General features: G+C 62.3%; 27 protein-coding genes. 1 reads left to right on the top strand and 26 read right to left on the bottom strand.

All coding sequences use genetic code 11. The features are described from left to right. Nucleotides 1-3: 3 nt before the first annotated feature. The 4 genes from K1X15_RS08035 to proS all read right to left on the bottom strand — a co-directional run bounded on the left by K1X15_RS08035 (nt 4) and on the right by proS (nt 4,010). A complete protein-coding gene (locus K1X15_RS08035) occupies nt 4-543 on the bottom strand; it encodes a hypothetical protein (RefSeq protein ID WP_220306942.1) in 540 nt (179 codons plus the stop codon). Nucleotides 544-611: 68 nt separating this feature from the next. Next, nucleotides 612-1,298, bottom strand: a complete 687-nt coding sequence (locus K1X15_RS08030; protein WP_220306941.1) for an ABC transporter ATP-binding protein — start codon at nt 1,296-1,298, stop codon at nt 612-614. Beyond that, nucleotides 1,291-2,664, bottom strand: coding sequence for an ABC transporter permease (locus tag K1X15_RS08025; protein ID WP_476700512.1), 1,374 nt, complete (start codon nt 2,662-2,664; stop codon nt 1,291-1,293). The genes K1X15_RS08030 and K1X15_RS08025 overlap by 8 nt, the downstream gene beginning before the upstream one ends. Then, nucleotides 2,661-4,010 carry a proline--tRNA ligase gene (gene proS, locus K1X15_RS08020; RefSeq protein WP_220306940.1) on the bottom strand — a complete coding sequence of 450 codons (1,350 nt, stop codon included), beginning with the start codon at nt 4,008-4,010 and terminating at the stop codon, nt 2,661-2,663. The genes K1X15_RS08025 and proS overlap by 4 nt, the downstream gene beginning before the upstream one ends. 328 nt (nt 4,011-4,338) lie before the next feature. Between proS and K1X15_RS08015 the strand changes: the two genes are divergently transcribed. Continuing rightward, nucleotides 4,339-4,632 (top strand): MmcQ/YjbR family DNA-binding protein, encoded by a 294-nt coding sequence (locus K1X15_RS08015; protein WP_240549690.1) that lies wholly within the window; start codon nt 4,339-4,341, stop codon nt 4,630-4,632. Nucleotide 4,633: 1 nt separating this feature from the next. On the opposite strand, the gene K1X15_RS08010 is transcribed toward K1X15_RS08015, so the two are convergent. From K1X15_RS08010 to msrA, 22 genes are all read right to left on the bottom strand, one after another. Beyond that, nucleotides 4,634-4,885, bottom strand: a complete 252-nt coding sequence (locus K1X15_RS08010; protein WP_220306938.1) for a DUF1467 family protein — start codon at nt 4,883-4,885, stop codon at nt 4,634-4,636. Nucleotides 4,886-5,262: 377 nt separating this feature from the next. Continuing rightward, nucleotides 5,263-6,936 carry a ribonuclease J gene (locus K1X15_RS08005; protein WP_220306937.1) on the bottom strand — a complete coding sequence of 558 codons (1,674 nt, stop codon included), beginning with the start codon at nt 6,934-6,936 and terminating at the stop codon, nt 5,263-5,265. A gap of 74 nt (nt 6,937-7,010) precedes the next feature. Continuing rightward, a complete protein-coding gene (locus K1X15_RS08000) occupies nt 7,011-7,841 on the bottom strand; it encodes a biotin--[acetyl-CoA-carboxylase] ligase (protein ID WP_220306936.1) in 831 nt (276 codons plus the stop codon). Then, nucleotides 7,842-9,287, bottom strand: a complete 1,446-nt coding sequence (gene nuoN / locus K1X15_RS07995) for an NADH-quinone oxidoreductase subunit NuoN (RefSeq protein WP_220306935.1) — start codon at nt 9,285-9,287, stop codon at nt 7,842-7,844. A 9-nt stretch (nt 9,288-9,296) separates the two neighbouring features. Then, the gene (locus K1X15_RS07990; protein ID WP_220306934.1) at nt 9,297-10,880 is read right to left on the bottom strand and encodes an NADH-quinone oxidoreductase subunit M; all 1,584 of its coding nucleotides are present in this window, start codon (nt 10,878-10,880) and stop codon (nt 9,297-9,299) included. Further along, nucleotides 10,880-12,988, bottom strand: coding sequence for an NADH-quinone oxidoreductase subunit L (gene nuoL / locus K1X15_RS07985; protein WP_220306933.1), 2,109 nt, complete (start codon nt 12,986-12,988; stop codon nt 10,880-10,882). The genes K1X15_RS07990 and nuoL overlap by 1 nt, the downstream gene beginning before the upstream one ends. 10 nt (nt 12,989-12,998) lie before the next feature. Further along, nucleotides 12,999-13,307 (bottom strand): NADH-quinone oxidoreductase subunit NuoK, encoded by a 309-nt coding sequence (gene nuoK / locus K1X15_RS07980; RefSeq protein ID WP_220307475.1) that lies wholly within the window; start codon nt 13,305-13,307, stop codon nt 12,999-13,001. A gap of 15 nt (nt 13,308-13,322) precedes the next feature. Continuing rightward, nucleotides 13,323-13,931, bottom strand: coding sequence for an NADH-quinone oxidoreductase subunit J (locus K1X15_RS07975; RefSeq protein ID WP_220306932.1), 609 nt, complete (start codon nt 13,929-13,931; stop codon nt 13,323-13,325). Between the two features lie 12 nt (nt 13,932-13,943). Continuing rightward, nucleotides 13,944-14,432: an NADH-quinone oxidoreductase subunit NuoI gene (gene nuoI, locus K1X15_RS07970; protein ID WP_407931772.1), complete on the bottom strand. Its 489-nt coding sequence runs from the start codon at nt 14,430-14,432 to the stop codon at nt 13,944-13,946. Next, nucleotides 14,432-15,529: an NADH-quinone oxidoreductase subunit NuoH gene (gene nuoH, locus K1X15_RS07965; protein ID WP_220306931.1), complete on the bottom strand. Its 1,098-nt coding sequence runs from the start codon at nt 15,527-15,529 to the stop codon at nt 14,432-14,434. Before nuoH ends, nuoI begins: the two co-directional genes overlap by 1 nt. Nucleotides 15,530-15,538: 9 nt before the next feature. Then, nucleotides 15,539-17,641 carry an NADH-quinone oxidoreductase subunit NuoG gene (gene nuoG / locus K1X15_RS07960; RefSeq protein ID WP_220306930.1) on the bottom strand — a complete coding sequence of 701 codons (2,103 nt, stop codon included), beginning with the start codon at nt 17,639-17,641 and terminating at the stop codon, nt 15,539-15,541. Nucleotides 17,642-17,645: 4 nt separating this feature from the next. Next, on the bottom strand, nt 17,646-17,864 hold the full coding sequence (locus K1X15_RS07955) for a hypothetical protein (RefSeq protein ID WP_220306929.1): 219 nt from the start codon (nt 17,862-17,864) through the stop codon (nt 17,646-17,648). Between the two features lie 4 nt (nt 17,865-17,868). Further along, complete coding sequence (gene nuoF / locus K1X15_RS07950; RefSeq protein ID WP_220306928.1) at nt 17,869-19,176, bottom strand: NADH-quinone oxidoreductase subunit NuoF; 1,308 nt, start codon at nt 19,174-19,176, stop codon at nt 17,869-17,871. After that, the gene (locus K1X15_RS07945; RefSeq protein ID WP_220306927.1) at nt 19,166-19,381 is read right to left on the bottom strand and encodes a hypothetical protein; all 216 of its coding nucleotides are present in this window, start codon (nt 19,379-19,381) and stop codon (nt 19,166-19,168) included. Before K1X15_RS07945 ends, nuoF begins: the two co-directional genes overlap by 11 nt. Continuing rightward, nucleotides 19,382-20,725, bottom strand: coding sequence for an NADH-quinone oxidoreductase subunit NuoE (gene nuoE / locus K1X15_RS07940; RefSeq protein ID WP_220306926.1), 1,344 nt, complete (start codon nt 20,723-20,725; stop codon nt 19,382-19,384). Then, entirely contained in the window at nt 20,725-21,915 is a 1,191-nt protein-coding gene (locus tag K1X15_RS07935; RefSeq protein ID WP_220306925.1) for an NADH-quinone oxidoreductase subunit D, read from the bottom strand. The genes nuoE and K1X15_RS07935 overlap by 1 nt, the downstream gene beginning before the upstream one ends. Then, nucleotides 21,915-22,547 (bottom strand): NADH-quinone oxidoreductase subunit C, encoded by a 633-nt coding sequence (locus K1X15_RS07930; RefSeq protein ID WP_220306924.1) that lies wholly within the window; start codon nt 22,545-22,547, stop codon nt 21,915-21,917. The genes K1X15_RS07935 and K1X15_RS07930 overlap by 1 nt, the downstream gene beginning before the upstream one ends. Nucleotides 22,548-22,556: 9 nt before the next feature. Then, a complete protein-coding gene (locus K1X15_RS07925) occupies nt 22,557-23,138 on the bottom strand; it encodes a NuoB/complex I 20 kDa subunit family protein (protein WP_126151865.1) in 582 nt (193 codons plus the stop codon). After that, nucleotides 23,129-23,494, bottom strand: a complete 366-nt coding sequence (locus K1X15_RS07920; protein WP_104894435.1) for an NADH-quinone oxidoreductase subunit A — start codon at nt 23,492-23,494, stop codon at nt 23,129-23,131. The genes K1X15_RS07925 and K1X15_RS07920 overlap by 10 nt, the downstream gene beginning before the upstream one ends. 382 nt (nt 23,495-23,876) lie before the next feature. Continuing rightward, nucleotides 23,877-24,467, bottom strand: coding sequence for an outer membrane protein (locus tag K1X15_RS07915; RefSeq protein WP_220306923.1), 591 nt, complete (start codon nt 24,465-24,467; stop codon nt 23,877-23,879). Nucleotides 24,468-24,789: 322 nt separating this feature from the next. After that, entirely contained in the window at nt 24,790-25,341 is a 552-nt protein-coding gene (locus K1X15_RS07910; RefSeq protein ID WP_220306922.1) for an outer membrane protein, read from the bottom strand. 227 nt (nt 25,342-25,568) lie between these two features. Next, a complete protein-coding gene (msrA, locus tag K1X15_RS07905) occupies nt 25,569-26,312 on the bottom strand; it encodes a peptide-methionine (S)-S-oxide reductase MsrA (RefSeq protein WP_220306921.1) in 744 nt (247 codons plus the stop codon). Between the last annotated feature and the right edge of the window lie 12 nt (nt 26,313-26,324).

Below are 26,324 nucleotides of genomic sequence, written 5' to 3'. Positions count from 1 at the left end.
TCGCTAGCCGAACGGCCGATGTTCTCTAAGCTGCGAGGTCAGTTCCGGTGGCGCCGACTTTACCTCGACCCTAATCGCCTTCCAAATATGGTTTGGTATGTAGAACGGCATGTCATCGCTATGGTGGTGGCCGCCCGGTATTATCACCAGACCTTTAGCTACAAGTGCCTTCATATAGGGATTGAAGTAAGGTGCAGAAAACACTTGGGTGTTGTTGGCGGCAGCCCAACCCAGAAGGATGGCCTCCGGCTCAGGTAGGTCTTCCAACATGTCCACATCACGTTGCTCAGCAGCAGCCAATTGGCGGCGCCTGAAGGGTTTCATAAAGAGGTTCGCAATCCCTCTAATCGTTGAAACCATGAGGATGCTACCGGTCAGTACACTCGTTATGAATGCCGCCCCGGGGACAAATGTCGGCAAGCTTGTCAGAACGGCCAATTCAAAGTGATACGCAAGCAGTATCGCCAACGAAGAAATTAGGACGGCAGCCAAAACTGGCGACGACGCCGTCATGAACTCTATTAAGTCTTTGAGCGATGGCACCGTCACCTCCAATTGAGAAGATAATTAACCATCGTCCAGACGCGGGACAACACGAATTGGGTCCGCACCTAGAGCGTGTGCGGCACCACGAGACCACCCTTGAGGGTGACGATACGATCAGCACGGCGGGCGAGGTCGTGGTTGTGGGTGGCGATCAGCGCCGCGGCGCCTTCGTTCTTGATCAGGTCCCTGAGCGCCTCGAACACGAGGTCGCTGGTTTCCGGGTCGAGATTGCCGGTGGGCTCGTCGGCCAGGATGACGCGGGGGTGGTTGGCGGCGGCGCGGGCAATGGCGATGCGCTGCTGTTCGCCGCCCGAGAGTTCGGCGGGGCGATGGCTGGCACGGGGGGCGACGCCGAGCAGGTCGAGCAATTGCATCGCCCTGCCCTCCGCGGCCTTCTGGTCCTGGCCCGCGATCAATTGCGGCATCACCACGTTTTCGAGCGCGGTGAATTCGGGCAGCAGATGGTGGAACTGGTAGACATAGCCGACCGTCGAGCGGCGCAATTGGGTGCGCGCCCGGTCGCCGAGACGGCTGGTTGGCTGGCCAACAATCTCGATTTCCCCGGCCTGTGGCGATTCGAGTAGGCCGCAGAGGTGCAATAGGGTCGACTTGCCGGCGCCCGAGGGCGCCACGAGGGCCACGAGCTCGCCGCTTTCGACGGTGAGGTCCGCCGCCTCGAGCACGCGGACGAGGCGCTCGCCCTCGCCATAATGGCGGTGCACGCCGCTCAGCTTCAGATGCGGCTTACTCATAGCGCAGCGCCTCCACCGGATCGTACTGGGCGGCGCGCCAGGCCGGGTAGAGCGTGGCCAGGAAACTGAGGCCGAGCGCCATGCACACCACCACCGTCACTTCCACGGGGTCAGTGCGGCTGGGCAGCGAGGAGAGGAAGAACACTTCGGGCGGAAACAGCGTGACCCCGAGCAGGTTTGAGATCGAGGCGCGCAGCGCTTCGGCGTTGGCGGCCACCACCAGCCCCAGCACCGTACCAATGGCGGTGCCGATGAAGCCGATGGCCGTGCCGGTGATCGAGAAGATGCGCATGATCGCGCCCCGCGTCGCCCCCATGGTGCGCAGCACGGCGATGTCGGCGCCCTTGTCCTTCACCAGCATGATGAGGCTGGAGATGATGTTGAAGGCAGCCACCAGGATGATCATGGAGAGGATGGTGAACATCACCACGCGCTCCACCTGCAGGGCCGAAAAGAAGGTTTCGTTGCGTTGCTGCCAGTCGGTGAGGACCAGCGGGCGCACGCCGGGGGCCGATTGCAGGCGCTGGCGCATCAGGTTCACGTCATCAGGGTCCTCGATGAAGATCTCCGCGGCAGTGGCGCGGGGGACGCGCTCATAGGCGGCGTCGATTTCCTCGTCCGAGGCCAGCGGGTCGAGCGGCCCCATGCCGGGCTTGAGCACCTCGTCGACCATGCGGAAATAGTCCTGCGCGGGCTCGAGCGGCATGTACATGAAGAAGCTGTCGAACTCGACCATGCCCAGATTGTAGATGACATTGACCGGGTAAGAGCGGATCTGCGGGGTCGAACCGAAGGGCGTCATGGCGCCGTCGGGATTGATGATCTGCACTTGGTCGCCAATGCCGACACCCAGGGTCTGAGCCAGGCGATAGCCGATGGCGACGCCCTTGCTCTGGTCCCACTGATCGAAACCACCCTGCTCCGCGGAATTATAGAGCAGGTCGAGCTTCTTGAGGTTCTCCTCATCCATGCCGCGCACCGAGACGCCCGTGGACGAGCCACGGCCCGAGGCCAGCACCTGCCCCTCGACATAATAGACGGCGAAGTTGACCCCCTCGACCTGTTCGAGCGCTGCCACAGTCTCCTTGTAGTCGGTGAACTGGCTCTCGATGGGATAGGCAGTGAAGTGGCCATTGAGGCCGAGGATCTTGTCGAGCAGCTCGCCGCGGAAGCCGTTCATCACCGACATGACGACGATGAGTGTCGCCACGCCAATGGCCACGCCCACCATGGTAAGGCTGGCGATCACCGAAATGAACGCCTCCTTGCGGCGGGCGCGCAGATAGCGTCCGGCAATCATCCACTCGAAGCGGGAGAAGGGCCGGGTTGCCCGGCCTCCCGGAACTGCGCGCGCGCTGTCGGTCAAATGTCGGTCATCCGCTGGGGTTCGATCAGGCCCTTGAGGCGCGCGACCGCCTCGGTGAGTGGCAACGTCTCGCGCTCGCCACTCTTGCGATGCTTGATCTCGACTTCGCCCGATTTAAGGCCGCGCGGCCCCAGGATCAGCTGATAGGGAATCCCGACGAGGTCGGCCGTGGCGAATTTGGAACCGGCCGGCTGGTCGCGGTCGTCATAGAGCATATCGACGCCGGCCGCCTGCAACTCGGCATAGAGCTTTTCGCAGGCCGCGTCGGTATCGGCGTCGCCAGCCTTGAGATTGATCAGCACGGCTTCAAAGGGCGCCACGGACACGGGCCAGATGATACCGTTCTCATCATGGCTGGCTTCGATGATGGCGGGCACGACGCGGGTCGGGCCGATGCCATAGGAGCCCATATGGACGGTGATGTCCTTGCCGTCGGGGCCGGTGACATTGGCCTTCATGGGCTCGGAATATTTGGTGCCGAAATAGAAGATATGGCCGACCTCGATGCCGCGCGCCATCAGCTGTTTGTCGGCAGGCACTTCGGCGCGGAAAGTGGCTTCGTCGGTCATCTCGTCAGTCGCGGCAAAGAGCGAGGTCCAATCCTTGAAGATCGGATCGAGATCGCCGCGGAAATCGGTGTCGGCGGGGGGGATGGGCTTTTCGAGCAGGTCCTTGTCGAGGAATACGCCGCTTTCGCCGGTTTCGGCCAGCACATGGAATTCATAGGACAGGTCGCCACCGATGGGGCCGGTATCGGCGCGCATGGGAATGCCGACAAGGCCCATGCGCCGGAAGGTGCGCAGATAGGCCACGAACATGCGCTGGAAGGCCTTGACCGCCGAGGCTTCGTCGAGATCGAAGCTGTAGGCGTCCTTCATCAGGAATTCGCGCGACCGCATGGTGCCGAAACGGGGGCGGACCTCGTCCCGGAACTTCCACTGGATGTGATAGAGGTTGAGCGGCAGGTCCTTGTAGGACTTAACATACGCCCGGAAGATGTCGGTGATCATCTCCTCATTGGTAGGGCCATAGAGGAATTCGCGCTCATGCCGGTCCTCGATGCGCAGCATCTCCTTGCCGTAGGCGTCGTAGCGCCCCGACTCGCGCCAGAGATCGGCGGACTGGATGGTGGGCATCAGAAGCTGGATCGCGCCGGAGCGATTCTGCTCCTCCTCGATGATCTTCTGCACCTTCATGAGCACCTTGTAGCCGAGCGGCAACCAGGAATAGAGGCCGGAGGCCTGCTGACGGATCATGCCGGCACGCAGCATCAACCGATGCGAGACAATTTCGGCTTCCTTGGGAACGTCACGCAGCACCGGCAGGAAATAGCGGGAAAGGCGCATGGGAACTCCGAAGAAAGGATGATCGACTCGAGGGTTTCGTTGATGCCCACTCAAATCGCAAGCGTCCATTCGATGCAAGCATGCAAGCTATGCAGAATCTACTTGGCAGACCGAAAAACCCTTGTTAGGGTCCCGGCCAATAAAACAAAGGCGGCCCAAACCGCCGGACGTCGACAACGTCAAGGGAGGAGCGTTGGCAGCCGCTTCGTAGCGCGCCTAAGACCAACGTATTGTCGAACAAACTCTTTCAAGCAGGGCCTCGTGCCCTGCTTTTTTGTTTCAGGATCATGTATCTATGGCCGATTCTCAAACCTTCACACGAATTGCAATGGCGCTGCCCGGTACGGTCTCCGCGCCGCATTTCGATCGCACTGCCTTCAAGGTCAAACGGACTTTCGCCACGCTCGCGGCGGACGGAATGAGCGCCAACATAAAGTTCACGCCCGATGAGCAGGAATTCAAGTGCCAGCTTGCGCCCGAGATCTTCGAGGCCATCGACAATGGCTGGGGCCGTCAGGGCTGGACGACCATGCATCTGGCGCGTGCAACAGGTGAGGATATAGCGGCCGCGCTGGAGATGGCACATGCCCATGCGGTGCCGAGCAAGCCGAAAAAGGTCTAGTTCAACGGTTCCAGTAAGCCTGCAGCATCGGGTTGCTGATGCCCCAGAGCAGCAGAGCCGTCAGGCCTGCTGCCAGACCGGTGGTGATCAACACCTTGGTGATCAGCCGGGGCCGTACGGGCGCTCCGGGATCGCTGCCGGCGACGATTTCGGCCTGTGCTTCGTGGTGGCTCTGGCTGCCGATGGGCAGCACTGCGACAAAGGTGAGCCACCAGACCACGAAATAGATGGCGATGAGTGAACCGATTTGCATGGGACTATCTATGCCTGTGCTTGACGCAGAATGATAGGAGCCAACGTGTCGCGGGCGTCAGCGGGATGCGGCATCAAGACTTCATCAACCATCCAGGGTGGCGCGCAAATTACGCTGAAACTATCCCGAGGACGGTTCGTTTCTGCGGCATGACCCCGCCCGCCCCGCGCTACATTTTCCGCTTCATTCATATCCGCGGTCCAGGAGGCTGGAGCGTTCAGGATACGCAATCCGGGCGTACTTTCGGATGCTTTGCCAGTGAAGATGAGGCTGTGGCAGTGGCGCTCACCGAGACCCACAGACACAGCGCATACCGCAGCGAGGCCAGCATGGGATCGGAGATCCCGCTGGCCTAGCCCGGAATACGCGCACTCCAATCAGACCCGGTGCACGAACACGCTGACATTGGGCTTGCGGCCCCAGAAGGCGTTAACCTCGTTGCGGATGGCCTTGAACAGGGCTGAATTGAGCACTTCTGTATCGCTACGGCGCTTGGCGGGCATCGACTTGATGACGCCGGTGATGGTGTCCTCGATCAGGTCGGTCACCGACTCGTCCTCAGTCTCGGGCAGGCCTTCGACCACGAGATCCGGGCCGGAAACAACCTGGCCGCCGGCGTTGACGCAAAGGCTGACGATCACCATGCCGCCAAAGGAGAGGCGACGCCGGCCCTTGACGCCGCTCTCCTCGGGCGTGCAGAGCACGAGCCCATCGAGATAGAGTTCGCCCGTGCGCACTTCGGCCGGATAAGCCATGGGCTCGGGGAAGAGCCGCACCATGTCGCCATTGCGCGCTTCGCAGACATTGGGGATGCCCTCTTCGCGCCCAAGCTTGGCATGGGCCTGCAGGTGCAGGGCCTCGCCATGGACAGGCACCAGCACCTCGGGCTTGACCCAGGAATAGAGCTTGCGCAGCTCGCCGCGGCGCGGGTGCCCGGTGACGTGCACCAGGGCGTCATTGGCCGTGATCAGTTCGACGCCCTTGTCGACCAGCAGGTTCTGGATGTCGATCACTTCGCGCTCATTGCCGGGAATGGCCCACGACGAGAAGATCATCCGGTCGCCGGCGTTGAGATCGATGACTGGGTGATCGCCGCGGGCGATACGGGCGATGGCGGCGCGCGCTTCGCCCTGACTGCCGGTGCAGATCAGCACGCATTTGTCGCGCGCGATGGACTTGTACATATCCTGGTCGTGCACGGGCGGAAGGCCTTCGAGCATGCCCAGTTCCTTGGCAATGCCCATGATGCGGTGCAGCGACCGCCCAGACAGGACCACTTGGCGGCCGGCCTTGTGGGCAGCGCGAACGATGGAAACCACGCGCCCGACATTCGAGGCGAAAGTGGTGACGGCAACGCGATGCGGGGCATCGGCAATCAGCTTCGCCAGGTTGTCGCCGATCTCCTGCTCGCTGGGGCTTTCGCCGTCCTTCATGGCATTGGTCGAGTCGCAGATCAGCGCCAGCGGAGAGGAGGTGTCCTCCCCGATCTTCTGGAGGCGCTCCACATTGGTCGGCGCATTGATGACCGGGGTCGGGTCGAGCTTCCAGTCGCCGGTATGCAGGGCCCGGCCAATCGGCGTGGTGATCAACAGCGCATTGGATTCAGGAATCGAGTGAGCGACGTTGATCGGCTCGATGGTGAAGGGCCCGACCGTGAAGGCCTTGCCCGGCTGCATGATGGTGACATCGACATTCTCGACGATGCCGTCCCCTGCCCGCTTGGCCGCCAGCATGGCGGCGGTGAAGGGCGTGGCATAGACCGGCTTGTCGAAGACGGGCCAGAGGTCGAGCACAGCACCATAATGGTCTTCGTGGCTGTGGGTGAGGATCAGCGCCAGCACATCGTCGGCGTTTTCCTCGAGAAATTCGGGATTGGCCATGATCAGTTCGATGCCCGGGAGGTCAGGCCCGCCGAAGCTGACGCCGCAATCAACCACGATCCACTTGCGCTTGCGCGCCGGACCGAAGCCGTAAGCGGCCATGTTCATGCCGATTTCACCTACGCCCCCAAGCGGCACGAAGACGAGTTCATCCCTTTGGTTCTTAGCCATGGGTTTTTGTTCCTTGTAGTGGACGCAACGCCTCCCGATCTCTGGTCGAGGGTCGCCACGCCGTCTTGTTATGGTCAGCTTCGGGCGCTGGCCGTTGCCCCAAAATGCACATCGCCCGCCGTGATCGGATGTCGCGCACCATCGTCGTCGCGAATGATCAACCGGCCGGATGAGTCGATGGTTTCAAAAATGCCACGGCGAACAATGCCGTCCTGGCTGATGGCGACTGGCGCGCCGATCCCGGCGGCCGAGTGACGCCAACGTTCGAGGATGGCGGAAACACCCTTGCCATCGTTCCAAAGGCCGAATGCACCGACCCAGGCGTCCGAGAGCGCTTCAAACACGTCCTCTGCCGAACGCTCGATGCCGAGCGCCTTTAACGAGGTTGCTGGATAGGGCACCCCTTCGGGCGCTGCAACCACATTCACGCCGATCCCGACGATCACCGCCTGACGCCCGTCGGGAGTCTTGGCAGCTTCAAGCAGAATGCCCGCCAGCTTGGCGCCATCGGCAAGGACGTCATTGGGCCACTTGAGCGCTATGCGCGAACGCCCATCGGCGCCATCGGCGCCATCAATACCGATGCGTACCATGCCACCCGGCAAGATGGATGACAGACCGGAATTCAGGGCGACGCCGGCGACAAAACCCAAGGTCGCAATCTGTTCGGGAGATGCATCGGGAATGACCATCAGACTTGCAGCGAGATTGCCGGAGGGACTGTGCCACTCCCTGCCCCGTCGCCCACGCCCAGCCGTTTGTTGCAGAGCGGCAAACCATATGCCACCCGGATCGCCCGCAGCAGCCGCAGCGAGCGCTTCGCTATTGGTGGAGCCGATGGTGTCAAAGCCCGCAAGCCGGTAACCGGCGTCGCGGGCCTTGGAACCGAGTCGAAACTCGGTCACCTAGAACAGGCTTCCCGCGGCAGTGTGCGCCAGATTGGCGAGCGGATTGCCGACGGTGAAGTAGAAGGTGACGATCAGGAAGCCGAACACCGCCATGATGACGTTGAGTTCACCCGGAACGGTGACGAATTCGTCCTTGGGTTCGTCAAAGTACATCACCTTGACCACCCGCAGGTAATAGAAGGCGCTGATGGCCGAGGCCAGCATGCCGATGACCGACAGGACATAGAGATTGGCTTCGATGGCCGCCAGGAAGACCTGCCACTTCGCAAAGAACCCGGCCAGCGGCGGCAACCCGATCAGCGAGAACATGACGATCGCCATGATCGCGGCCACGAAGGGCCGGGTCTTGGAGGCGCCGGCAAGGTCGTCGATGGTCTCGACATAGCCATCGGCCGTGCGCAGCGAAAGAATGCAGGCAAACAGCGCCACGGTCATCCCGACATAGATCGCCATGTAGATGGCGACGCCCTCGACACCCACCTGGGTCCCCGAGGACAGGCCCACAAGGGCAAAGCCCACATGGCCGATCGAGGAATAGGCGATCAGTCGCTTCAGCGACTTCTGCCCGATGGCGGCAAAGGCGGCCAGCACCATGGAGGCGATGGAGAGGAAGATGACGATCTGCTGCCAGTCATGGGTGATGGGCGCAAAGGTATCCATCACCAGGCGGACCATCAGCGTCATCGCCGCGACCTTGGGGGCCATGGCGAAGAAAGCGGTGACCGGCGTGGGCGCGCCTTCATAGACGTCGGGCGTCCACATGTGGAACGGCACGGCCGAGATCTTGAAGGCCACACCGGCCAAGAGGAAGACCACGCCGAAGATCAGGCCGATCGAGCGGCCCTCGTTGGCGATGGCCACGACGATCTCACCCAGATTGGTGTGACCGGTAAAGCCGTAGATCAGCGAAGCGCCATAAAGCAGCAGGCCCGAGGAGAGCGCGCCGAGCACGAAATACTTCAGGCCCGCTTCGGACGCCCGCGCGTCGTCGCGCTTGATGGCGGCCATGACATAGAGCGAGAGCGACTGCAGCTCGAGGCCGACATAGAGGCTCATCAGGTCGTTGGCCGAGACCATGACCATCATGCCCAGCGTCGCAAGCACGGCGAGCACGGAATACTCGTATTTGTGGACACCATTCTCTTCGGCATTGGACATGCCAAGGATCATGGCGAGGCCAGCGCCGCCGATGACCAGCACCTTCATGTAGCGGGCAAAGCTGTCGGCGATGAAGAGGCCGTTGAAAACGACGCCGTCGAAGGGTTGCAGGATCACCACGAGGCCCGTGGCCACGAGCAGGCCAACGGCCAGCCAGGACACCAGGGGCGAACGCTCCTTGTTGATCACCACCCCGACCAGCAGCAGGACGAGCACGCCCAGCGCCATCAGGATTTCCGGATAGGCAGGAGCCAGGCTCGCGAAATCGGTAACGTCAGAGTTCACTTGAGGCTCCTAATGCGCAGCAGGCTCGGCCGCGTGGTCTTCGGCCGGCTGGGCCGCGCCTTCGGCAGGCGCGACATATTCAAGGGGGGCGCGTTCAACGGCGAGATCGACGGCCGGGTTGCGACCAATGCTCTCGGAGTAATGCGCGACCAGATTATCGACCGCGGCGGCAGTCGTGTCGAGGATGGGCGCCGGGTAGAAGCCGAACACCACGGTCAGCACGAGCAGCGGATAGAGCACCAGCTTCTCGCGCAGGTTGAGGTCCAGGATCCCCTTCAGGCTGTCCTTGGTCAGTGCGCCGAAGATCACCCGGCGATAGAGCCAGAGGGCGTAGCCAGCCGAGAAGATCACGCCGAAGGCCGCGCCGAACGCTACCCAGGTATTGACCTGGAAGATGCCAATCATGGTGAGGAACTCGCCCACGAAGCCCGACGTGCCAGGCAGGCCGACATTGGCCATGGTGAAGACCATGAAGGCGAAGGCATATTGCGGCATGCGCTCGACGAGACCGCCATAGGCGGAAATCTCGCGGGTGTGCATGCGGTCATAGATCACGCCGACGCAGAGGAAGAGCGCGCCCGAGACGATACCGTGGCTGATCATCTGGAACATGGCGCCCTGGATGCCCAGGGCATTGCCCGCAAAGATGCCCATGGTCACGAAACCCATATGGGCGACAGAGGAATAGGCGATCAGCTTCTTGATGTCGGTCTGCACCAAAGCGACCAGCGAGGTCAGGATGATGGCGGCAACCGAAAGCAGGAAGACGAAGTTGGCAAACTGCGCGGAGGCTTCGGGGAACATGGGCAGCGAGAAGCGCAGGAAGCCATAGCCACCCAGCTTCAAGAGGATCGCGGCCAGGATCACCGAGCCGGCAGTCGGGGCCTGCACGTGGGCTTCGGGCAGCCAGCGGTGGAAGGGCCACATGGGCATCTTGACCGCCAGCGAAGCAAAGAAGGCCAGCCACAGCCAGGTCTGCATGCCGACCGGGAAGTCATGGCCCAGCAGGCGGATGATGTCGGTGGTACCGGCATCCCAATACATGGCCATCATGGCCAGCAGCATCAGCACCGAGCCGATGAAGGTATAGAAGAAGAACTTGTAGCTGGCCTGGATACGGGCAGAACCGCCCCAGATGCCGATGATGAGGAACATCGGAAGGAGCGTGCCTTCGAAGAAGACATAGAACATGGCCAGGTCGAGCGTGGTGAAGACGCCGATCATCAGCGTCTCGAGCACCAGGAATACGATCATGTATTCCTTGACGCGCGTTTCGACGTCCCAGCTCGCCAGCACGGCGGCGGGCATGAGCAGCGCGGTCAGCACCACGAAGAGCACCGAAATGCCGTCGACGCCAACGCGATAGCCGATCGTATCGCCGATCCAGGGCATGTTGACCACGAACTGGAAGCCCGGGGTGGAGGCATCGAAGCTCTGCCAGAGGGCCAGCGAGAGCACGAAGACGATCAGCGTCACGATGAGCGACATCCAGCGGATGGCATTCACCGAGCTTTTCGGGGTGAACAGCAGGATGGCGGCGCCAAGCACCGGCAGCCAGGTCAGGATCGTGAGGATGGAGTTCTCGAAGGTCATCAGATCAGTCCCCCGGCCGCGATGGCCCAGGTCAGCAGCGCCGCGATGCCGATCAGCATGGCGAAGGCATAGTGGTAGAGATAGCCGGACTGGAGCTTGACGACCCAGCTGGTGACGTTCTGCACGCGACGACCGAGGCCTTCGGCAATCTTGCCGTCAACCAGCCAGTCATCAAAGCCCTTCCAGACCGCATTGCCGATCCAGAGCGCGGGGCGCACGAAGATCGTGTTGTAGAGCTCGTCGAAGTACCACTTGTTGAGCAGGAACTGGTAGAGCCCGGGATTGGCGGCGGCCAGCTTGCCGGGCACGTCCGGACGACGGATATACATGTACCAGGCGGCCACGAAGCCGATGACCATGGCGAAGCTGGCGCTCCACTTGACCCAGAGCGGCACGTGGTGCGCGGCTTCAATCAACTCGTGGTCGATAAAGAGTGACCCGGCGAAGAAGTGCTCGATGTGCTCCACGTCGTGGAAGAACATACCGTAGAACACGACACCCGCCAGGACTGCCCCGACAGCCAACACATAGAGCGGCACCAGCATAACATTGGGCGACTCGTGCGCATGGTCATAGGCCGATCCGTGGTGGCCATGATCGGCGTGATCGTCGGCATTGCTGTCGTTGATCGGCTCATCATGGCTTTCAAGAGCCGCATGGGCCGGGTCGGGATGCGGGCCTTCACCATGGTGCTGCGCATCGCGCGGCGAGCCGTGGAACGTCAGGTGCACCAGGCGCCAGGAGTAGAAGCTGGTGAACAGCGCGGCCACGACCAGCAGCCAGAAGGCCAGCGAACCGAGATTGCCACCATAGGCATAGGCGCTTTCGATGATGGCATCCTTGGAGAAGAAGCCGGCAAAGCCGAAATTGGTGCCCGGGATGCCGACGCCGGTCAGGGCCAGCGTGCCGATCATCATCATCGCATAGGTGATGGGGATCTTCTTGCGCAGGCCACCCATGTTCCGCATGTCCTGCTCGTGGTGCATCGCATGGATGACCGAGCCGGCGCCCAGGAACAGCAGGGCCTTGAAGAAGGCGTGGGTGAACAGGTGGAAGACACCGGCCGAATAGGCGCCGACGCCCAGGGCCACGAACATGTAGCCGAGCTGCGAACAGGTCGAATAGGCGATGACGCGCTTGATGTCGTTCTGCACCAGACCCACCGTCGCCGCAAAGAAGGCGGTGATGGCGCCAATGGTGATGACGACGTTGAGCGCAACGGGCGAGAGTTCGAACAGCGGCGACAGGCGCGCCACCATGAACACGCCGGCGGTCACCATGGTCGCGGCATGGATCAGCGCCGACACCGGGGTCGGGCCCTCCATGGCGTCCGGCAGCCAGGTGTGCAGCAGGAACTGCGCCGACTTGCCCATGGCGCCCATGAACAGCAGCAGGCAGACCACGGTCATGGCGTCGAGCTGCCAGCCCAGGAACTGGATCACCGGCAGACCGGTGGTGGCGAACTCGTCAGCGGCATGGAAGGCGCCATCGAAGTCGATATGGCCCAGCACCAGGAAGGCGCCGAAAATGCCCAGGGCAAAGCCGAAGTCACCGACGCGGTTGACGATGAACGCCTTCATGGCCGCGGCATTGGCCGACGGCTTGGTGTACCAGAAGCCGATGAGAAGATATGAGGCCAGGCCCACGCCTTCCCAGCCGAAGAACATCTGCAGGAAGTTGTCGGCCGTCACCAGCATGAGCATGGCGAAGGTGAAGAGCGAGAGATAGGCGAAGAAGCGCGCGCGATGCGGGTCTTCGTGCATGTAGCCGATCGAATAGACGTGCACGAGTGCCGAAACCGTGTTCACGACGACCAGCATGATGGCCGTGAGCGTGTCGACGCGCAGGGTCCAGCGCAGGTCCATGTCACCGACCTGGATCCAGCGCATCACCTCGACCTTGAGCACGGCGGCGTGCCCGTCGCCGGTTGCGCCCACGAGACCGTCGCCAAAGGCAACCGGAATGAACACATACCAGCTCAGCACCGCCGCGATCAGCAACAGGCCGGTGGTGATGAATTCGGATGGCCGATGGCCGATGGAGCGGCCAAGAAGGCCCGCTACGAGCGCCCCGATTAGGGGCAGGAAAACAATCGCCTGAATGATCATAGCGGTGCTCTTAGCCCTTCATCATATTGACGTCTTCAACCGCGATGGAGCCGCGGTTGCGGTAGAAGATAACGAGGATGGCCAGGCCAATGGCGGCCTCGGCGGCAGCCACGGTGAGGATCATCAGCGCGAACACCTGACCCTGGAGGTCGTTGAGATGCGCGCTGAACGCCACGAAGTTGAGGTTCACCGCCAGCAGGATGAGTTCCACCGACATCAGGATGACGATGATGTTCTTGCGGTTGATGAAAATGCCGAACACGCCGAGCGTGAACAGGATTGCTGCTACGGTCAGGTAATGACCGAGCCCGATTTCCAGACCCATAGTAACCCCCTATAGCCCCTGACCGCTTTTGACTTTGACGTTGCGCACCGTCTCGCTGGGCTTGCGCCCGAGCTGAGCCGCCGTGCTCTGCCGCTTGATGCCTGTCCGGTGCCGCAGCGTGAGCACGATGGCGCCGATCATGGCCACCAGCAGCACAGCCGCCGCGCCCTGGAACAGGAAGACGTAGCGCGTATAGAGCACCTGCCCGAGCGCCCGCGTGTTGTCCACGGTGGCGTCGATCGGCAGACCGCCCGCGCCAGCGACATCGGGCGCGATGACGAAGCTGCCCGCCACCAGCAGAAGCTCAAGGAACAGGATGCCACCCACGACCATGCCGATAGGCGCATAGGCGAGCAGTCCGGACTTTAGTTCGGCAAAATCGACGTCGAGCATCATGACGACGAACAGGAACAGCACCGCCACGGCGCCGACATAGACCACGATCAGGATCAGGGCCAGGAACTCTGCCCCGGCCAGCATGAACAGGCCAGCCGCGTTGACGAAGGCCAGGATCAGGAACAGCACCGCGTGCACGGGATTGCGCGCGGAAATGACCATGAAGGCCGAGGCCACGGTGATGGCGGCGAAGACGTAGAAGAAGAACAGCGGAAGGGTCATGCTCTTCCCTCGTTAGCGGTAAGGCGCGTCGGCAGCCAGGTTGGCCGCGATTTCACGCTCCCACCTATCGCCATTGCTGAGGAGCTTCTCTTTCGAGAAATAGAGCTCCTCGCGCGTTTCTGTTGCGAATTCGAAGTTCGGGCCTTCGACGATGGCATCGACAGGGCAGGCTTCCTGACAGAAGCCGCAATAGATGCACTTCACCATGTCGATGTCGTAGCGCACGGTGCGACGAGTGCCGTCATTCTGGCGCGGTCCGGCCTCGATGGTGATGGCCTGGGCCGGGCAGATGGCTTCGCAGAGCTTGCAGGCAATGCAGCGTTCTTCGCCATTGGGGTAGCGCCTGAGAGCGTGCTCCCCACGGAAGCGCGGCGACACCGGGCCCTTTTCGAAGGGGTAGTTGATGGTTGGCTTTGCCCCGAAGAAATAGCGCATGGCCAGGAAGAAGGCCGATACGAACTCCCGCAGCAGCAGCGTGTTGACGATCTGTCCGACGCGCATCAGGCAATACCCCCGTGCCAGCCCCAGCCGGTGAGCTGGAGAACGAAAGCGACGATCACGACCATGATCAGCGAGAGCGGCAGGAACAGCTTCCAGCCAATGCGCATCAACTGGTCGTAGCGATAGCGGGGCACGATGGCCTTTGCCATGGCGAACATGAAGAAAACGAGACTTACCTTGATGAAGAACCAGATCAGCCCCGGGATCCAGGTGAAGGGAGGCAGATCGATCGGCGCGGCCCAGCCACCCAGGAACAGGATGGTGGTCATGGCGCACATGAGGAGGATCGCGATGTATTCGCCCAGCATGAACAGCAGGTACGGCGTGGCCGAATATTCGGTCATGAAGCCGGCGACCAGTTCGGATTCGCCTTCCACCATGTCGAAAGGCGGGCGGTTGGTTTCGGCCAGGGCCGAGATGTAGAACACCACAAACATCGGGAAGAGCGGCAGCCAGAACCAGTTGAGGAACGAGAGCCACGGCACACCCAGGGCGTGGGCAAGGCCCATCTCGGACTGGGCGACGACGATGTCATTGAGATTGAGCGACCCGACGCAAAGCAGGACGGTGATGATCACGAGGCCGATGGAAACTTCGTAGGAGACCATCTGCGCTGCCGAACGGAGGGCGCCCAGAAACGGATATTTCGAGTTCGAGGCCCAGCCGCCGATGATGACGCCATAGACGCCGAGCGAGGAAATGCCGAGCAGGTAGAGAATGCCGATATTGATGTCAGCCATGGCCCAGCCATCGCTGACGGGCACCACGGCCCAGCCGGCAAGTGCCAGGGTGGCAGTGATCAGCGGCGCGGCGAGGAACAGCACCTTGTCGGCGCCGGCCGGAATGACCGCTTCCTTGAAGACGAACTTCAGCAGGTCGGCAAAGCTCTGCAGCAGGCCGAAGGGGCCGACCACATTGGGACCCCGGCGCATCTGCACGGCGGCCCAGACCTTGCGGTCCCCCAGGAGGATAAAGGCGGTGAAGATCAGCAGCCCGACCAGCAGGGCCAGTGCCTTATAGACGAAGCCGACCTCGGTGCCCCAGCCGAGGACCGGGATACCAAGCAGATAATCGAGGGCGGAGAGAATAAAGTCCATTGTGCTCCCCTACTCCGCAGCCTGCCGCAGACCCGCGGCCATCTGGGCGCACTCGGCCATGGTGGCCGAGGCACGCGCAATCGGATTGCTGAGATAGAAATCGGTGACCAGCGACACATAGGGTGCCGACTTGGTCTTGGTGGCGGCCTTGCCGAGCTTGGCGACATCGGCCACCGAACCGGCGGCGATCTCGTCAATGCGGGCCAGATGCGGGAATTCCGCATAAAGCGCGGCGCGCAGCTGGGCCAGCGAATTGTAGGGCAGCGGCTGGCCGATGGCCCCGCTCAAGGCCCGGATGATCGCCCAGTCTTCCTTGGCATCGCCCGGCGGGAACACGGCGCGGGTGGTGACCTGCACGCGACCCTCGGTGTTCACATAGGTGCCGGACTTTTCCGTGTAGGTCGCGCCCGGCAGGATGACGTCGGCGCGGTGCGCGCCCTTGTCGCCGTGCGAGCCGATATAGACGACAAACGCCTTGCCCATGGCCGACATGTCGTATTCGTCGGCGCCGAGCAGGAACAGGACGTCGAGCTCGCCCTTGCCGGCCAGAGCGATCTGGTCGGCCGAGCAGACGCCGCCGTCATGCGGCACGAAGCCGATATCGAGACCGCCGACGCGGCTGGCCGCATTGTGCAGCAGCGCGAAGCCGTTCCAGCCCTCGGCGACATTGGCGCCCGTGGCGAGCTTGGCGGCCAGCGCGATGGTGTCGCGACCGGCCTGCTTGCCCAGCGAGGCATGCGAGACCGCGCCTTCGCCCACGATGATCAGCGGACGCTGGGCACTCTTGAGCGTTTCGGCGAAGGCACCCTTGCCGGCGGCCAGATCGGCCAGCGTCTCGAAGCCGTTGCCCAGATGCTCGTAGGCATAGGTCAGATCCGCCTGCTCGCCGATAACGGCAATGGGCAGGTTGGTGGCACGCCAGGTCTTGCGGATGCGGGCATTGATCAGCGCCGCTTCCTTGCGCGGGTTCGCGCCGATGATGAGGATGGCGTCGGCCTGTTCGATCCCGGCAATGGTCGGGTTGAAGAGGTAAGCCGAGCGCGGCATGGACGGATCGATGCCCGACATGGCCGGACGGACGTCGGTCATGCCCGAGCCGATCGAGGCGAGCAGGCCCTTGAGGGCATACATTTCCTCGACAGCAGCCAGGTCACCGGCGATGGCGCCGACCTTGTTGCCGGCCTTCTTGACCTTGGCAGCGACGGCAGCCAGAGCTTCGTCCCAGCTGGCGGCCTGCAACTTTCCGGATTTGCGCACATAGGGGCGATCCAGACGCTGGCTCTTCAAACCATCCCAGATGAAGCGGGTCTTGTCCGAGATCCATTCCTCGTTGATCGCCTCGTTGATGCGCGGCAGGACGCGCATGACTTCGCGACCGCGGCTGTCGACGCGGATGGCCGAACCGACCGCATCCATCACGTCGATGCTCTCGGTCTTGTTCAGTTCCCAGGGACGGGCATGGAAGGCGTAGGGCTTGGAGGTCAGCGCGCCGACCGGGCAGAGATCGATGACATTGCCCTGCAACTCGCTGGTGAGCGCGCGCTCAAGATAGGGGGTGATCTCGGCGTCTTCGCCGCGCCCCAGCAGGCCCAGCTCGGAAATGCCGGCGACTTCAGTGGTGAAGCGGACGCACCGCGTGCAGTGAATGCAGCGGTTCATCGAGGTCTTGATCAGCGGGCCCATATATTTGTCTTCGACGGCGCGCTTGTTCTCGTGGAAGCGCGAGCCGGAGACGCCATAGGCCATGGCCTGGTCCTGCAGGTCGCATTCGCCGCCCTGGTCGCAGATCGGGCAATCGAGCGGATGGTTGATCAGCAGGAATTCCATCACGCCTTCACGGGCCTTCTTGACCATGGGCGTGTTGGTGAACATTTCAGGCGGTTCGCCATTCGGGCCGGGACGCAAGTCCTTGACCGACATGGCGCAGGAGGCCTGCGGCTTCGGAGGACCGCCCTTCACCTCGACAAGGCACATGCGGCAATTGCCGGCGACCGACAGGCGCTCGTGGTAGCAGAAGCGCGGGATTTCCGCGCCGGCCGCTTCGGCCGCCTGCATCAGGGTGTAGTGATCGGGGACTTCGATGAGCTGCCCATCGACTTTGATATTGGCCATCGGCTTACTCCGCAAACCCAGCGGGACCCGACAGGTCCAAGCGCTTCTCGACGTGGTCGAGCCGGTCTTCCATTCGATCGATGCGGCGCTGCACGCCACTCAACCCTTCTTCCACTGACGTCATGCGCACCTTGAGGTCGTGCAAGTCGTCGAGAACACGATCCATTTTCGTGTCCAGCTTTCTCAGCATCACCAACACCAAATTGTCCGGTTCTTCAGCCATCGGCTTACTCCGCAGCGATGGACGGAACGGCGCCGTCGCTGGTGGATGAATAGGTGTACTGCTCGATCCGCGCCTCGATGGTGGGGCGGAAATTGCGGATCAGGCCCTGGATCGGCCAGGCGGCGGCGTCGCCAAGGGCGCAGATGGTGTGGCCTTCGATCTGCTTGGTCACTTCGAACAGCATGTCGATTTCGCGCTTCTGCGCGCGGCCCTGGACCATGCGCTCCATGACGCGCATCATCCAGCCGGTGCCTTCGCGGCACGGCGTGCACTGGCCGCAGCTCTCGTGCTTGAAGAAGGCCGAGATGCGCCAGATGGCCTTGATGATGTCGGTGGACTTGTCCATGACGATCATGCCGCCGGTGCCGAAGCTCGACTTCTTCTCGCGCATGCCGTCGAAGTCCATGATGGCATCCATCATGTCCTCGCCGCGCACGACCGGGCACGAAGCACCGCCAGGAATGACGGCCAGCAGGTTGTCCCAGCCGCCGCGGATGCCGCCGCAATGCTTTTCGATGATGTCCTTGAAGCTTTCGCCCAGGGCTTCCTCGAAGGTGGCCGGCTTGTTCACATGGCCCGAGACCATGAAGAGCTTGGTGCCGACATTGTTCGGCCGGCCGATGGACGAGAACCAGGCGCCGGAGCGGCGCAGGATTTCCGGGACGACGGCGATGGATTCGACATTGTTGACGGTGGTCGGGTTGCCATAGACGCCCATGCCGGCCGGGAATGGCGGCTTCAGGCGCGGCTGGCCCTTCTTGCCCTCGAGCGATTCCATCAGCGCGGTTTCTTCCCCGCAGATGTAAGCGCCGGCGCCGTGATGCACGATGATGTCCAGGTCCCAGCCGTGCACATTGTCCTTGCCGATCAGCTTGGCGTCATAGGCCTCCTGGACGGCTTCCTCGAGGCGCTGGCGCTCACGGATGAACTCACCGCGCACATAGATGAAGGCCAGGTGCGCATCCATGGCGCGGCACGCCAGCAGGCAGCCTTCGATCAGGTGATGCGGATCGTGGCGCAGGATTTCGCGGTCCTTGCAGGTGCCCGGCTCGGACTCGTCGGCATTGACCAGCAGATAGTGCGGACGTCCGTCGGACTGCTTGGGCATGAACGACCATTTGAGGCCCGTCGGGAAACCGGCGCCGCCACGACCGCGCAGGCCGGACGACTTGACTTCATTGGTGATCCAGTCACGCCCGCTGTCGATAAATTCCTTGGTCCCAACCCAGGAGCCGCGTTCGCGTGCGCCTTCCAGCCGCCAGTCATGGTGGCCGTAGAGATTGGTGAAAATGCGATCCTTGTCAGCGAGCATGATCAGCTTTCCGCTTCAACAAAAAGACAAACCAGGCAGCAATTCCGATTGCTGCCCCCACTACCGAAGCCAGGATGCTCGGCAGCGAAAATCCGAAGACCATCTCGGCACCGGTCACGACAAATGTGCCCAGCACCGCATAGACCACGCCGACGGCGTAGTCCCTGACGGTGAGCGCTGCAATGTCGATGCCCCCAATGGTCATTTAGCGCGGGTCCTTCCCGAATACCTTGCGGTATTCCTCAACCCCGCCCTTGGCGAGCGCCTTGGCCTGCTTGAGCCAGTCATCGCGATCGATGCGGCCCTTGAAGTTCAGCACCTCGTCCACCCGGGCGATCTCCGCCTTCTTGAACTTGGCGATCTGGTCGTAACGGGTGATGCCCAGCGCATTGAGCTTGCGCTCGATGACCGGCCCCACGCCCGAGATCAGCTTTAGGTCGTCCGGAGCGCCCGCGGGGCGCTCGAACAACGGCGTGAGCTCACCACCCTTTTCGGCGGTGGGAACGGCTTCCTTGGGATCGGCCGCCGGCGCCTTGATCGCAGGTTTGGTCTTGCGAACAGCGGTATCGGCAGCGCTGCCGTCGGCCGGTGCGGTCGCGCTGGCCTTACCCACGGCCTTGCCGCCATCGACCTTGCCACCCTCGGACTCGGCGCCGGACGCGCCTTCCCGCATGGCGGTATTGGGCTTGCCATTGGCCTTGGCCGCAACATCGGCCGCAACGCGTTCACCCTCGGCCTTGGCCTGGCTGACCTTGGCCTTCTTGGGCGTACCCTTGATCGCCGGCGCGTTTTCTTCGGCTACATCCTTGGGCTTGGCCGCCGTGTCCGGGGCAGGCGCCGTCTTGGCCGGCGCCGCAGGTGCGGAAGCGGCCGGTGCTGCCGCGGCGGCCGCAGCCTCCGCTACCGGCGGGGGCACGAACTTCTCGCGCTTGGCGGTCGGCTGTTCGAGCAGCGTCGTGCGGCCACCAAAGGCCGCCGAGGTCTGCCGGTCGATCTGCGGACCGGCCTTGATGGTGTCGCCCTTGCCGGCAGCAAAGGCGTCCACGATCTCTTCCATGCGCCCGGGCGTCAGGTCCTCATAGGTGTCATGATAGATCATGACCATGGGCGCGTTGACGCAGGCGCCAAGGCACTCGACCTCTTCCCAGCTCATTGTGCCGTCGGCATTGAGATGATGCGGTTCGGGGTGGATCTTGGACTTGCAGACCTCGATCAGGTCGCCCGCGCCGCGCAGCATGCAGGGCGTGGTGCCGCAGACCTGGATATGGGCGTTCCTGCCCACCGGGGCCAGCTGGAACTGTGTGTAAAAGGTCGCCACTTCGAGCACGCGGATATAGGGCATATCCAGCATTTCGGCGACCTTTTCGATGGTCGCGCGGGTGACCCAGCCATCCTGGTCCTGCGCGCGCATCAGCAGCGGAATAACCGCAGACTGCTGGCGCCCGGCCGGATACAGCGCGATCCGCTTTTCGGCCCAGGCCTGGTTCTCAGCATTGAACGCAAAACTGGCCGGCTGCACCGACTCGTCTGCAAGGCGTCGCGTAGACATCAGCGATCCACCTCTCCGAACACAATATCAATCGACCCGAGGATCGCCGTCACGTCTGCCAGCATGTGCTTGCGGCAGAGATAATCCATGGCGCTCAGATGGGCGAAGCCCGGCGCACGGATATGGCAGCGATAGGGCTTGTTGGTGCCATCGGACACCAGGTAGACGCCGAACTCGCCCTTGGGCGCTTCGACGGCGGCATAGATTTCGCCGGCCGGCACCTTGAAGCCCTCGGTATAGAGCTTGAAGTGGTGGATGAGCGCCTCCATGGACTGCTTCATCTCACCGCGGCTGGGCGGCACCACCTTGCCATCGGTCGAGGACACGGGACCCTTGCCGTCCGGCGCATTGAGCTTCTTCACGCACTGACGCATGATCTCGTTGGCCTGGCGCATTTCTTCCATGCGGATCAGGTAACGGTCGTAGCAGTCGCCGTTTGAGCCAACCGGAATGTCGAATTCCATTTCGGCATAGGCGTCATAGGGCTGGGCCTTGCGCAGGTCCCATGCGGCGCCCGAAGCGCGCACCATGACGCCCGAAAAGCCCCGGCCCCACGCCTCTTCGAGCGGCACGACGCCAATATCGACATTGCGCTGCTTGAAGATGCGATTGGCCGTCAGAAGGGTGTCGATGTCCTTGAGCGCCTTGGGGAACTCGTCGCAGAAGGTGCCAATGTCATCGATCAGCGCCTGCGGCAGGTCCTGGTGGACGCCACCGGGGCGGAAATAGGCTGCGTGCATGCGGGCGCCAGAAGCGCGCTCGTAGAAGACCATGAGCTTTTCGCGCTGCTCGAAGCCCCAGAGCGGCGGGGTGAGCGCGCCAATGTCCATGGCCTGGGTGGTGACGTTCATCAGGTGCGCCAGGAGGCGGCCGATCTCGGCATACAGCACGCGTATGAGCTGGCCACGGCGCGGAACCTCGATGTCGAGCATGCGCTCGACCGCCAGGGCAAAGGCGTGCTCCTGGTTCATCGGCGCCACGTAGTCGAGCCGGTCAAAATACGGAACAGCCTGAAGATAGGTCTTGTACTCGATCAGTTTCTCGGTGCCGCGGTGCAGCAGACCGATATGCGGATCGACGCGCTCGACCAGTTCGCCATCGAGTTCGAGAATCATGCGCAGCACGCCGTGCGCCGAGGGGTGCACGGGGCCGAAGTTCAGGGTGAAATTGCGGACGTCGACTTCTGACATCAGTTCTTCGCCTTTTCGTCGCCGGGCAGCACGTAATCCGTACCTTCCCAGGGCGACAGATAATCGAACGAGCGGAATTCCTGGGCCAGGGTCACCGGCTCATAGACCACACGCTTGCGCTCTTCGTCATAGCGGACTTCAACAAAGCCAGTGAGCGGGAAGTCCTTGCGCAATGGATGCCCGTCAAAACCGTAGTCGGTCAGGATGCGGCGCAGGTCGGGATGGCCGGAGAACAGCACGCCATAGAGGTCATAAACCTCACGCTCGAACCAGTTGGCGCCAGCAAACACGTCGCAGATCGAGGGGACCGGGGTCACGTCGTCGGCTTCGAGCTTGATACGGATGCGCTGGTTCAGATGCGGGCTGAGGAAATGATAGACAACGTCGAAGCGGAACTCCCGGGCCGGATAGTCCACACCGCAGACGTCCACGAAGCTGATGAACCGACATTTCGGATCATCGCGCAGGAACGACGCCACATTGACGATCGAATCGCGCGCCACAGTAACGGTCAGATCGCCAAACGCCACTTCAAAGCCCAGGACCGCATCGCCCAGGGACGCAGCGACATGTTCGCCAAGCGTCACGAGCGGGTCGATTGCAATCGGCTCGACAACAACAGTTTCGTCCATGCCCCTGCCCTATCGTTCGATCGTGCCGTCGCGGCGGATCTTCTTCTGCAGCAACAGGATGCCATAGAGAAGGGCCTCGGCAGTCGGCGGGCAGCCCGGAACATAGACGTCCACCGGCAGCACCCGGTCGCAACCGCGCACAACGGAATAGGAATAGTGGTAGTAGCCGCCGCCATTGGCGCAGCTGCCCATCGAGATCACGTAGCGCGGCTCGGGCATCTGGTCATAGACCTTGCGCAGGGCCGGCGCCATCTTGTTGGTCAGCGTGCCGGCCACGATGAGCACGTCGGACTGGCGCGGCGAGGCGCGCGGCGCGGTACCGAACCGCTCGATGTCGTAGCGCGGCATCGACATCTGCATCATTTCCACAGCGCAGCAGGCCAGGCCGGTCTGCATCCACATCAGCGAGCCGGTGCGCGCCCAGGTGATGAGCTGCGACACGGTGGTGACGAGGAAGCCCTTGTCGGCCAACTCATTGTTCACGCCGGTGAAAAACGGATCGTCGGCGCCAAATGGCTTGCCGGTTGCCGGATCAATCGCGCCCGTGGGACGCGGGGTAACCAGTGTCGAACTGGACGGGCTCAATCCCATTCCAGAGCTCCCTTACGCCATTCATAGATAAAGCCGATGGTCAGCACGGCCAGGAAGATCATCATCGACCAGAAGCCGAACCAGCCCACATCCCGGAACGCCACGGCCCAGGGGAACAGAAAGGCCACTTCCAGATCGAAGATGATGAAGAGAATCGCCACCAGATAGAAGCGCACATCGACCTTCATGCGGGCGTCGCTGAAGGCGTCGAAGCCAGCCTCGAAGGCCGACACTTTCTCCGGATCCGGCCGCTTCACCGCAACCAGGAACGGCGCGACCAAAAGCGCCCCGCCGATCAGGGCCGAGAGCGCTATGAAGATGACAATGGGCAGGTAATTGCTGAGCAATTCGGTCATGCGACAGCCTAATGTTCAGTCCGGCCAGGGCGGCCGATAAGCGCCTGGGCTGCGATGCAATTGGGGCAACCGAGCCGAAGCGCCAGCGATGCGGAACGGCTTAGACCTTCCCCCCAAACGTTTCAAGGGAAAGAAAATATGATCAGAACAGTCATGTAAATTGTGGGTGAATTCCAGGCATGCCATGCCCTTGAGTGGCACTTTTTCGAGGGTTCATTTGCAGAAAAAGCGCGTTCGGTGGCACGCACCTTCTTTCACCGCAAGAGCAGACCCAGGGAAAAGCGACTCAAAAACCAAAACGGCGGACCGATGGAATCGGTCCGCCGAGATGGGTTGCAAGATTGCTGGCAACGGGGCAGAGACCGCCCCGCGCCCTACAAACTTAGAAGTGGTAGAAGACGCCGACGGTGGCCTTGGTGGCCTCGAAGAAGGTGTCAGCACCGGCCGAGTCGAAATCGCCCTGGCCAACAACTTCACCGCGAACGGTGACGACGTCGTTGACAGCGAATTCAACACCGCCACCGAGCTGGTAGACACCGGTCGAACCAGCAGTGGTGTTGTTGAAGCCCACGCCGCCCAGGGCGTAGATCATGGCGTTGTCGGTGACGATGGCACCGGCGCGCAGGTTGGCGAAGAACTCGCCCGAGGAAGTCACGGCAGCGGTGGTGTTCCACATGTAGTCAGCGGTGACTTCAACGCCGAGCAGGACCGGGTCCATCGGGATGAAGTTCACACCGACGGCAGCACCGACGACACCATAGGTGGTGCTGGGGGTGACATTGCCGGCAGCGTAGGTGTCAGCACCGACGAACTGACCGCCGAGACGGGCACCGATATAGAGACCTTCCCAGTCGAAACCGGCAGGAGCGTAGATCGGCTCCGGAGTGGTCGGGATGATGAGGTCAGCAGCGTGGGCGCCGCCAACCATGAGAGCCGCGGCGGAAACGCCAATGGCCAGAGAACGTACAAACATGTCTTGCACTCCCATAGAGTTAACCGTAGTCGACCGATAGATGCCTGACAGGCAGGCGGCTGACAAGGGTATCAACGCCCAAATTGGGCAATGCGGATAAGATTCAATGACCATTTCCGGGCAGGTGTTGCATGAACACACCGGAATTGGTTCAATTTGATACAATTGCCCTCAAGTCGCCCCAGAACACGCGATCCCGTGTCCCAATTGTGGCGAACCATTGGTCGAAACGCCATCTGGTTGCCACAGTTTCGCCTCAAACGCAATCGGCCCCGCGCCGGTGACGCGGGGCCGATCTTAAATTGCCGTGGCGATGAGAGAATCAGAAGTGGTAGCTGGCGCCCACGGTAAGCTGATCCTTGGTATTGCCACCCTCGATCGGGAAGCCATGCAGGTACTGGGCCCGGACCGAAACATTGTCGGTGACGGCCAGTTCGACGCCGCCGCCAAGTAGGGCATCCTGTTCGTCCGGCACGCCCAGGTCGATGCCATAGCCGCCAGCGGCGTAGATCGCCACATTGTCCGACACGACAAGGCCCGCCCGACCGAGAATCTGGCCATAGGAGGTTTCGCCCACGGTGCCATTGTCAGCCAGGCCCGAAACCGCGACTTCAGCACCGAGCAGGTAGAAGTCGAACTGGGCATTGACGCCCGCCTGCACCCCCAGCCCGTATTGCAGGCCGCTGGCCGAACCGTTCTGGGCGGTGCCGTGCACCCCGGCATAGAAACCGTTCCAGTCAAAGCCGGGCGTGTCGACCACGGGCAGTTCCGCCTGCGTCGAGGTGGGAACGGTGATGAGGTCGGCAGCCATGGCCGCACCCGCTGAAGCGGCACTGACAAAGGCTGCAAGGGCGATAGTTTCTGCGATACGCATCGCTGTCTTCCTTGTACTGAACCATCCGATGAACCCGAAACGTCCCCCTTCCAGAGGCGGTTCCGAGACGGTTTACGGCGGCAGACCACGCCATTTCCGGAGCGAATCCGAAGCTGTCGCGGGCTGCCACAAGCCCGGTTTTGCTGGCCTTTGCTGGCCAAAACCCGTCCATCAGAGGGCCGAAATGCGGCGCCGTGCGAGTGTTGCGCGGGGGCCACATTCGTCGCTCAGGTGGACGGCAGCATACCCACCAGCACCGGTTCGGCCCGGTACTGGTCGGGGAAAATCTGCTCCAGAGCGGCAATCTTGGGCAGGTCATGCACCCGTATATAGGGCCAGTCCGGATTGAGGGTCAGGAAGTCCTGGTGGTACTGCTCGGCCGGGTAGAAGGCCTCGAACGGCTCGAGCGTCGTTACGATCGGGCCTTCGAAAAGACCGGTCGCATCGAGTTGCTTGATATAGGCGCGGGCCACCGCTTCCTGCTCGGGCGAGCGCACGAATATCGTCGAGCGATACTGGGTGCCGTGGTCGGGGCCCTGGTAGTTGAGTTGGGTCGGGTTGTGGGCGACCGAGAAATAGATCTGGAGCAGCTTGCCGAAGCTGACCTGGGCCGGATCGTAGGTGATCTCGACGGTTTCGGCATGGCCGGTATCACCCCGGCTGGTCTGGTCGTAGGTGGCTGTCTTGGCGTCGCCGCCGGAATAGCCGGAGACTGCGTTGGTGACGCCTTTGACGCGTTGAAACACGCCCTGCACGCCCCAGAAGCAGCCGCCGGCGAATACGGCAATCGCGGTGTTACCGGATTCGACAAGGTCCTCGGCCGGCGCCGGGATGACAACGGGAGCCTCCTGGGCGGCGGCCATGCGGACGCCAAGCGGAGCCAGCGCCGTCAGTGCAGCCAGTCCGAAAAGGACTTCACGGCGCGCCAGCGTGGCGGTGCGAGGAAATGCGGTGTTGCGGCCGAAGGACATTGGGAAACCTCA

Origin of the sequence: Devosia salina (assembly GCF_019504385.1) — a bacterium.
In the GTDB taxonomy this organism is placed as follows: Bacteria; Pseudomonadota; Alphaproteobacteria; order Rhizobiales; family Devosiaceae; genus Devosia; species Devosia salina.
This window is presented reverse-complemented; position numbering and strand designations above follow the sequence as displayed.

Coding starts and splice junctions, on each gene's coding strand:
- K1X15_RS08030 (WP_220306941.1), bottom strand. CDS start 1,298: ATGAGTAAGCCGCATCTGAAGCTGAGCGGCGTGCACCGCCATTATGGC.
- proS (WP_220306940.1), bottom strand. CDS start 4,010: ATGCGCCTTTCCCGCTATTTCCTGCCGGTGCTGCGTGACGTTCCCAAG.
- K1X15_RS08015 (WP_240549690.1), top strand. CDS start 4,339: ATGGCGCTGCCCGGTACGGTCTCCGCGCCGCATTTCGATCGCACTGCC.
- K1X15_RS08010 (WP_220306938.1), bottom strand. CDS start 4,885: ATGCAAATCGGTTCACTCATCGCCATCTATTTCGTGGTCTGGTGGCTC.
- K1X15_RS08005 (WP_220306937.1), bottom strand. CDS start 6,936: ATGGCTAAGAACCAAAGGGATGAACTCGTCTTCGTGCCGCTTGGGGGC.
- K1X15_RS07990 (WP_220306934.1), bottom strand. CDS start 10,880: ATGACCTTCGAGAACTCCATCCTCACGATCCTGACCTGGCTGCCGGTG.
- nuoL (WP_220306933.1), bottom strand. CDS start 12,988: ATGATCATTCAGGCGATTGTTTTCCTGCCCCTAATCGGGGCGCTCGTA.
- K1X15_RS07975 (WP_220306932.1), bottom strand. CDS start 13,931: ATGACCCTTCCGCTGTTCTTCTTCTACGTCTTCGCCGCCATCACCGTG.
- nuoI (WP_407931772.1), bottom strand. CDS start 14,432: ATGCGCGTCGGACAGATCGTCAACACGCTGCTGCTGCGGGAGTTCGTA.
- nuoH (WP_220306931.1), bottom strand. CDS start 15,529: ATGGACTTTATTCTCTCCGCCCTCGATTATCTGCTTGGTATCCCGGTC.
- nuoG (WP_220306930.1), bottom strand. CDS start 17,641: ATGGCCAATATCAAAGTCGATGGGCAGCTCATCGAAGTCCCCGATCAC.
- K1X15_RS07955 (WP_220306929.1), bottom strand. CDS start 17,864: ATGGCTGAAGAACCGGACAATTTGGTGTTGGTGATGCTGAGAAAGCTG.
- nuoF (WP_220306928.1), bottom strand. CDS start 19,176: ATGCTCGCTGACAAGGATCGCATTTTCACCAATCTCTACGGCCACCAT.
- K1X15_RS07945 (WP_220306927.1), bottom strand. CDS start 19,381: ATGACCATTGGGGGCATCGACATTGCAGCGCTCACCGTCAGGGACTAC.
- nuoE (WP_220306926.1), bottom strand. CDS start 20,725: ATGTCTACGCGACGCCTTGCAGACGAGTCGGTGCAGCCGGCCAGTTTT.
- K1X15_RS07935 (WP_220306925.1), bottom strand. CDS start 21,915: ATGTCAGAAGTCGACGTCCGCAATTTCACCCTGAACTTCGGCCCCGTG.
- K1X15_RS07930 (WP_220306924.1), bottom strand. CDS start 22,547: ATGGACGAAACTGTTGTTGTCGAGCCGATTGCAATCGACCCGCTCGTG.
- K1X15_RS07925 (WP_126151865.1), bottom strand. CDS start 23,138: ATGGGATTGAGCCCGTCCAGTTCGACACTGGTTACCCCGCGTCCCACG.
- K1X15_RS07920 (WP_104894435.1), bottom strand. CDS start 23,494: ATGACCGAATTGCTCAGCAATTACCTGCCCATTGTCATCTTCATAGCG.
- K1X15_RS07915 (WP_220306923.1), bottom strand. CDS start 24,467: ATGTTTGTACGTTCTCTGGCCATTGGCGTTTCCGCCGCGGCTCTCATG.
- K1X15_RS07910 (WP_220306922.1), bottom strand. CDS start 25,341: ATGCGTATCGCAGAAACTATCGCCCTTGCAGCCTTTGTCAGTGCCGCT.
- msrA (WP_220306921.1), bottom strand. CDS start 26,312: ATGTCCTTCGGCCGCAACACCGCATTTCCTCGCACCGCCACGCTGGCG.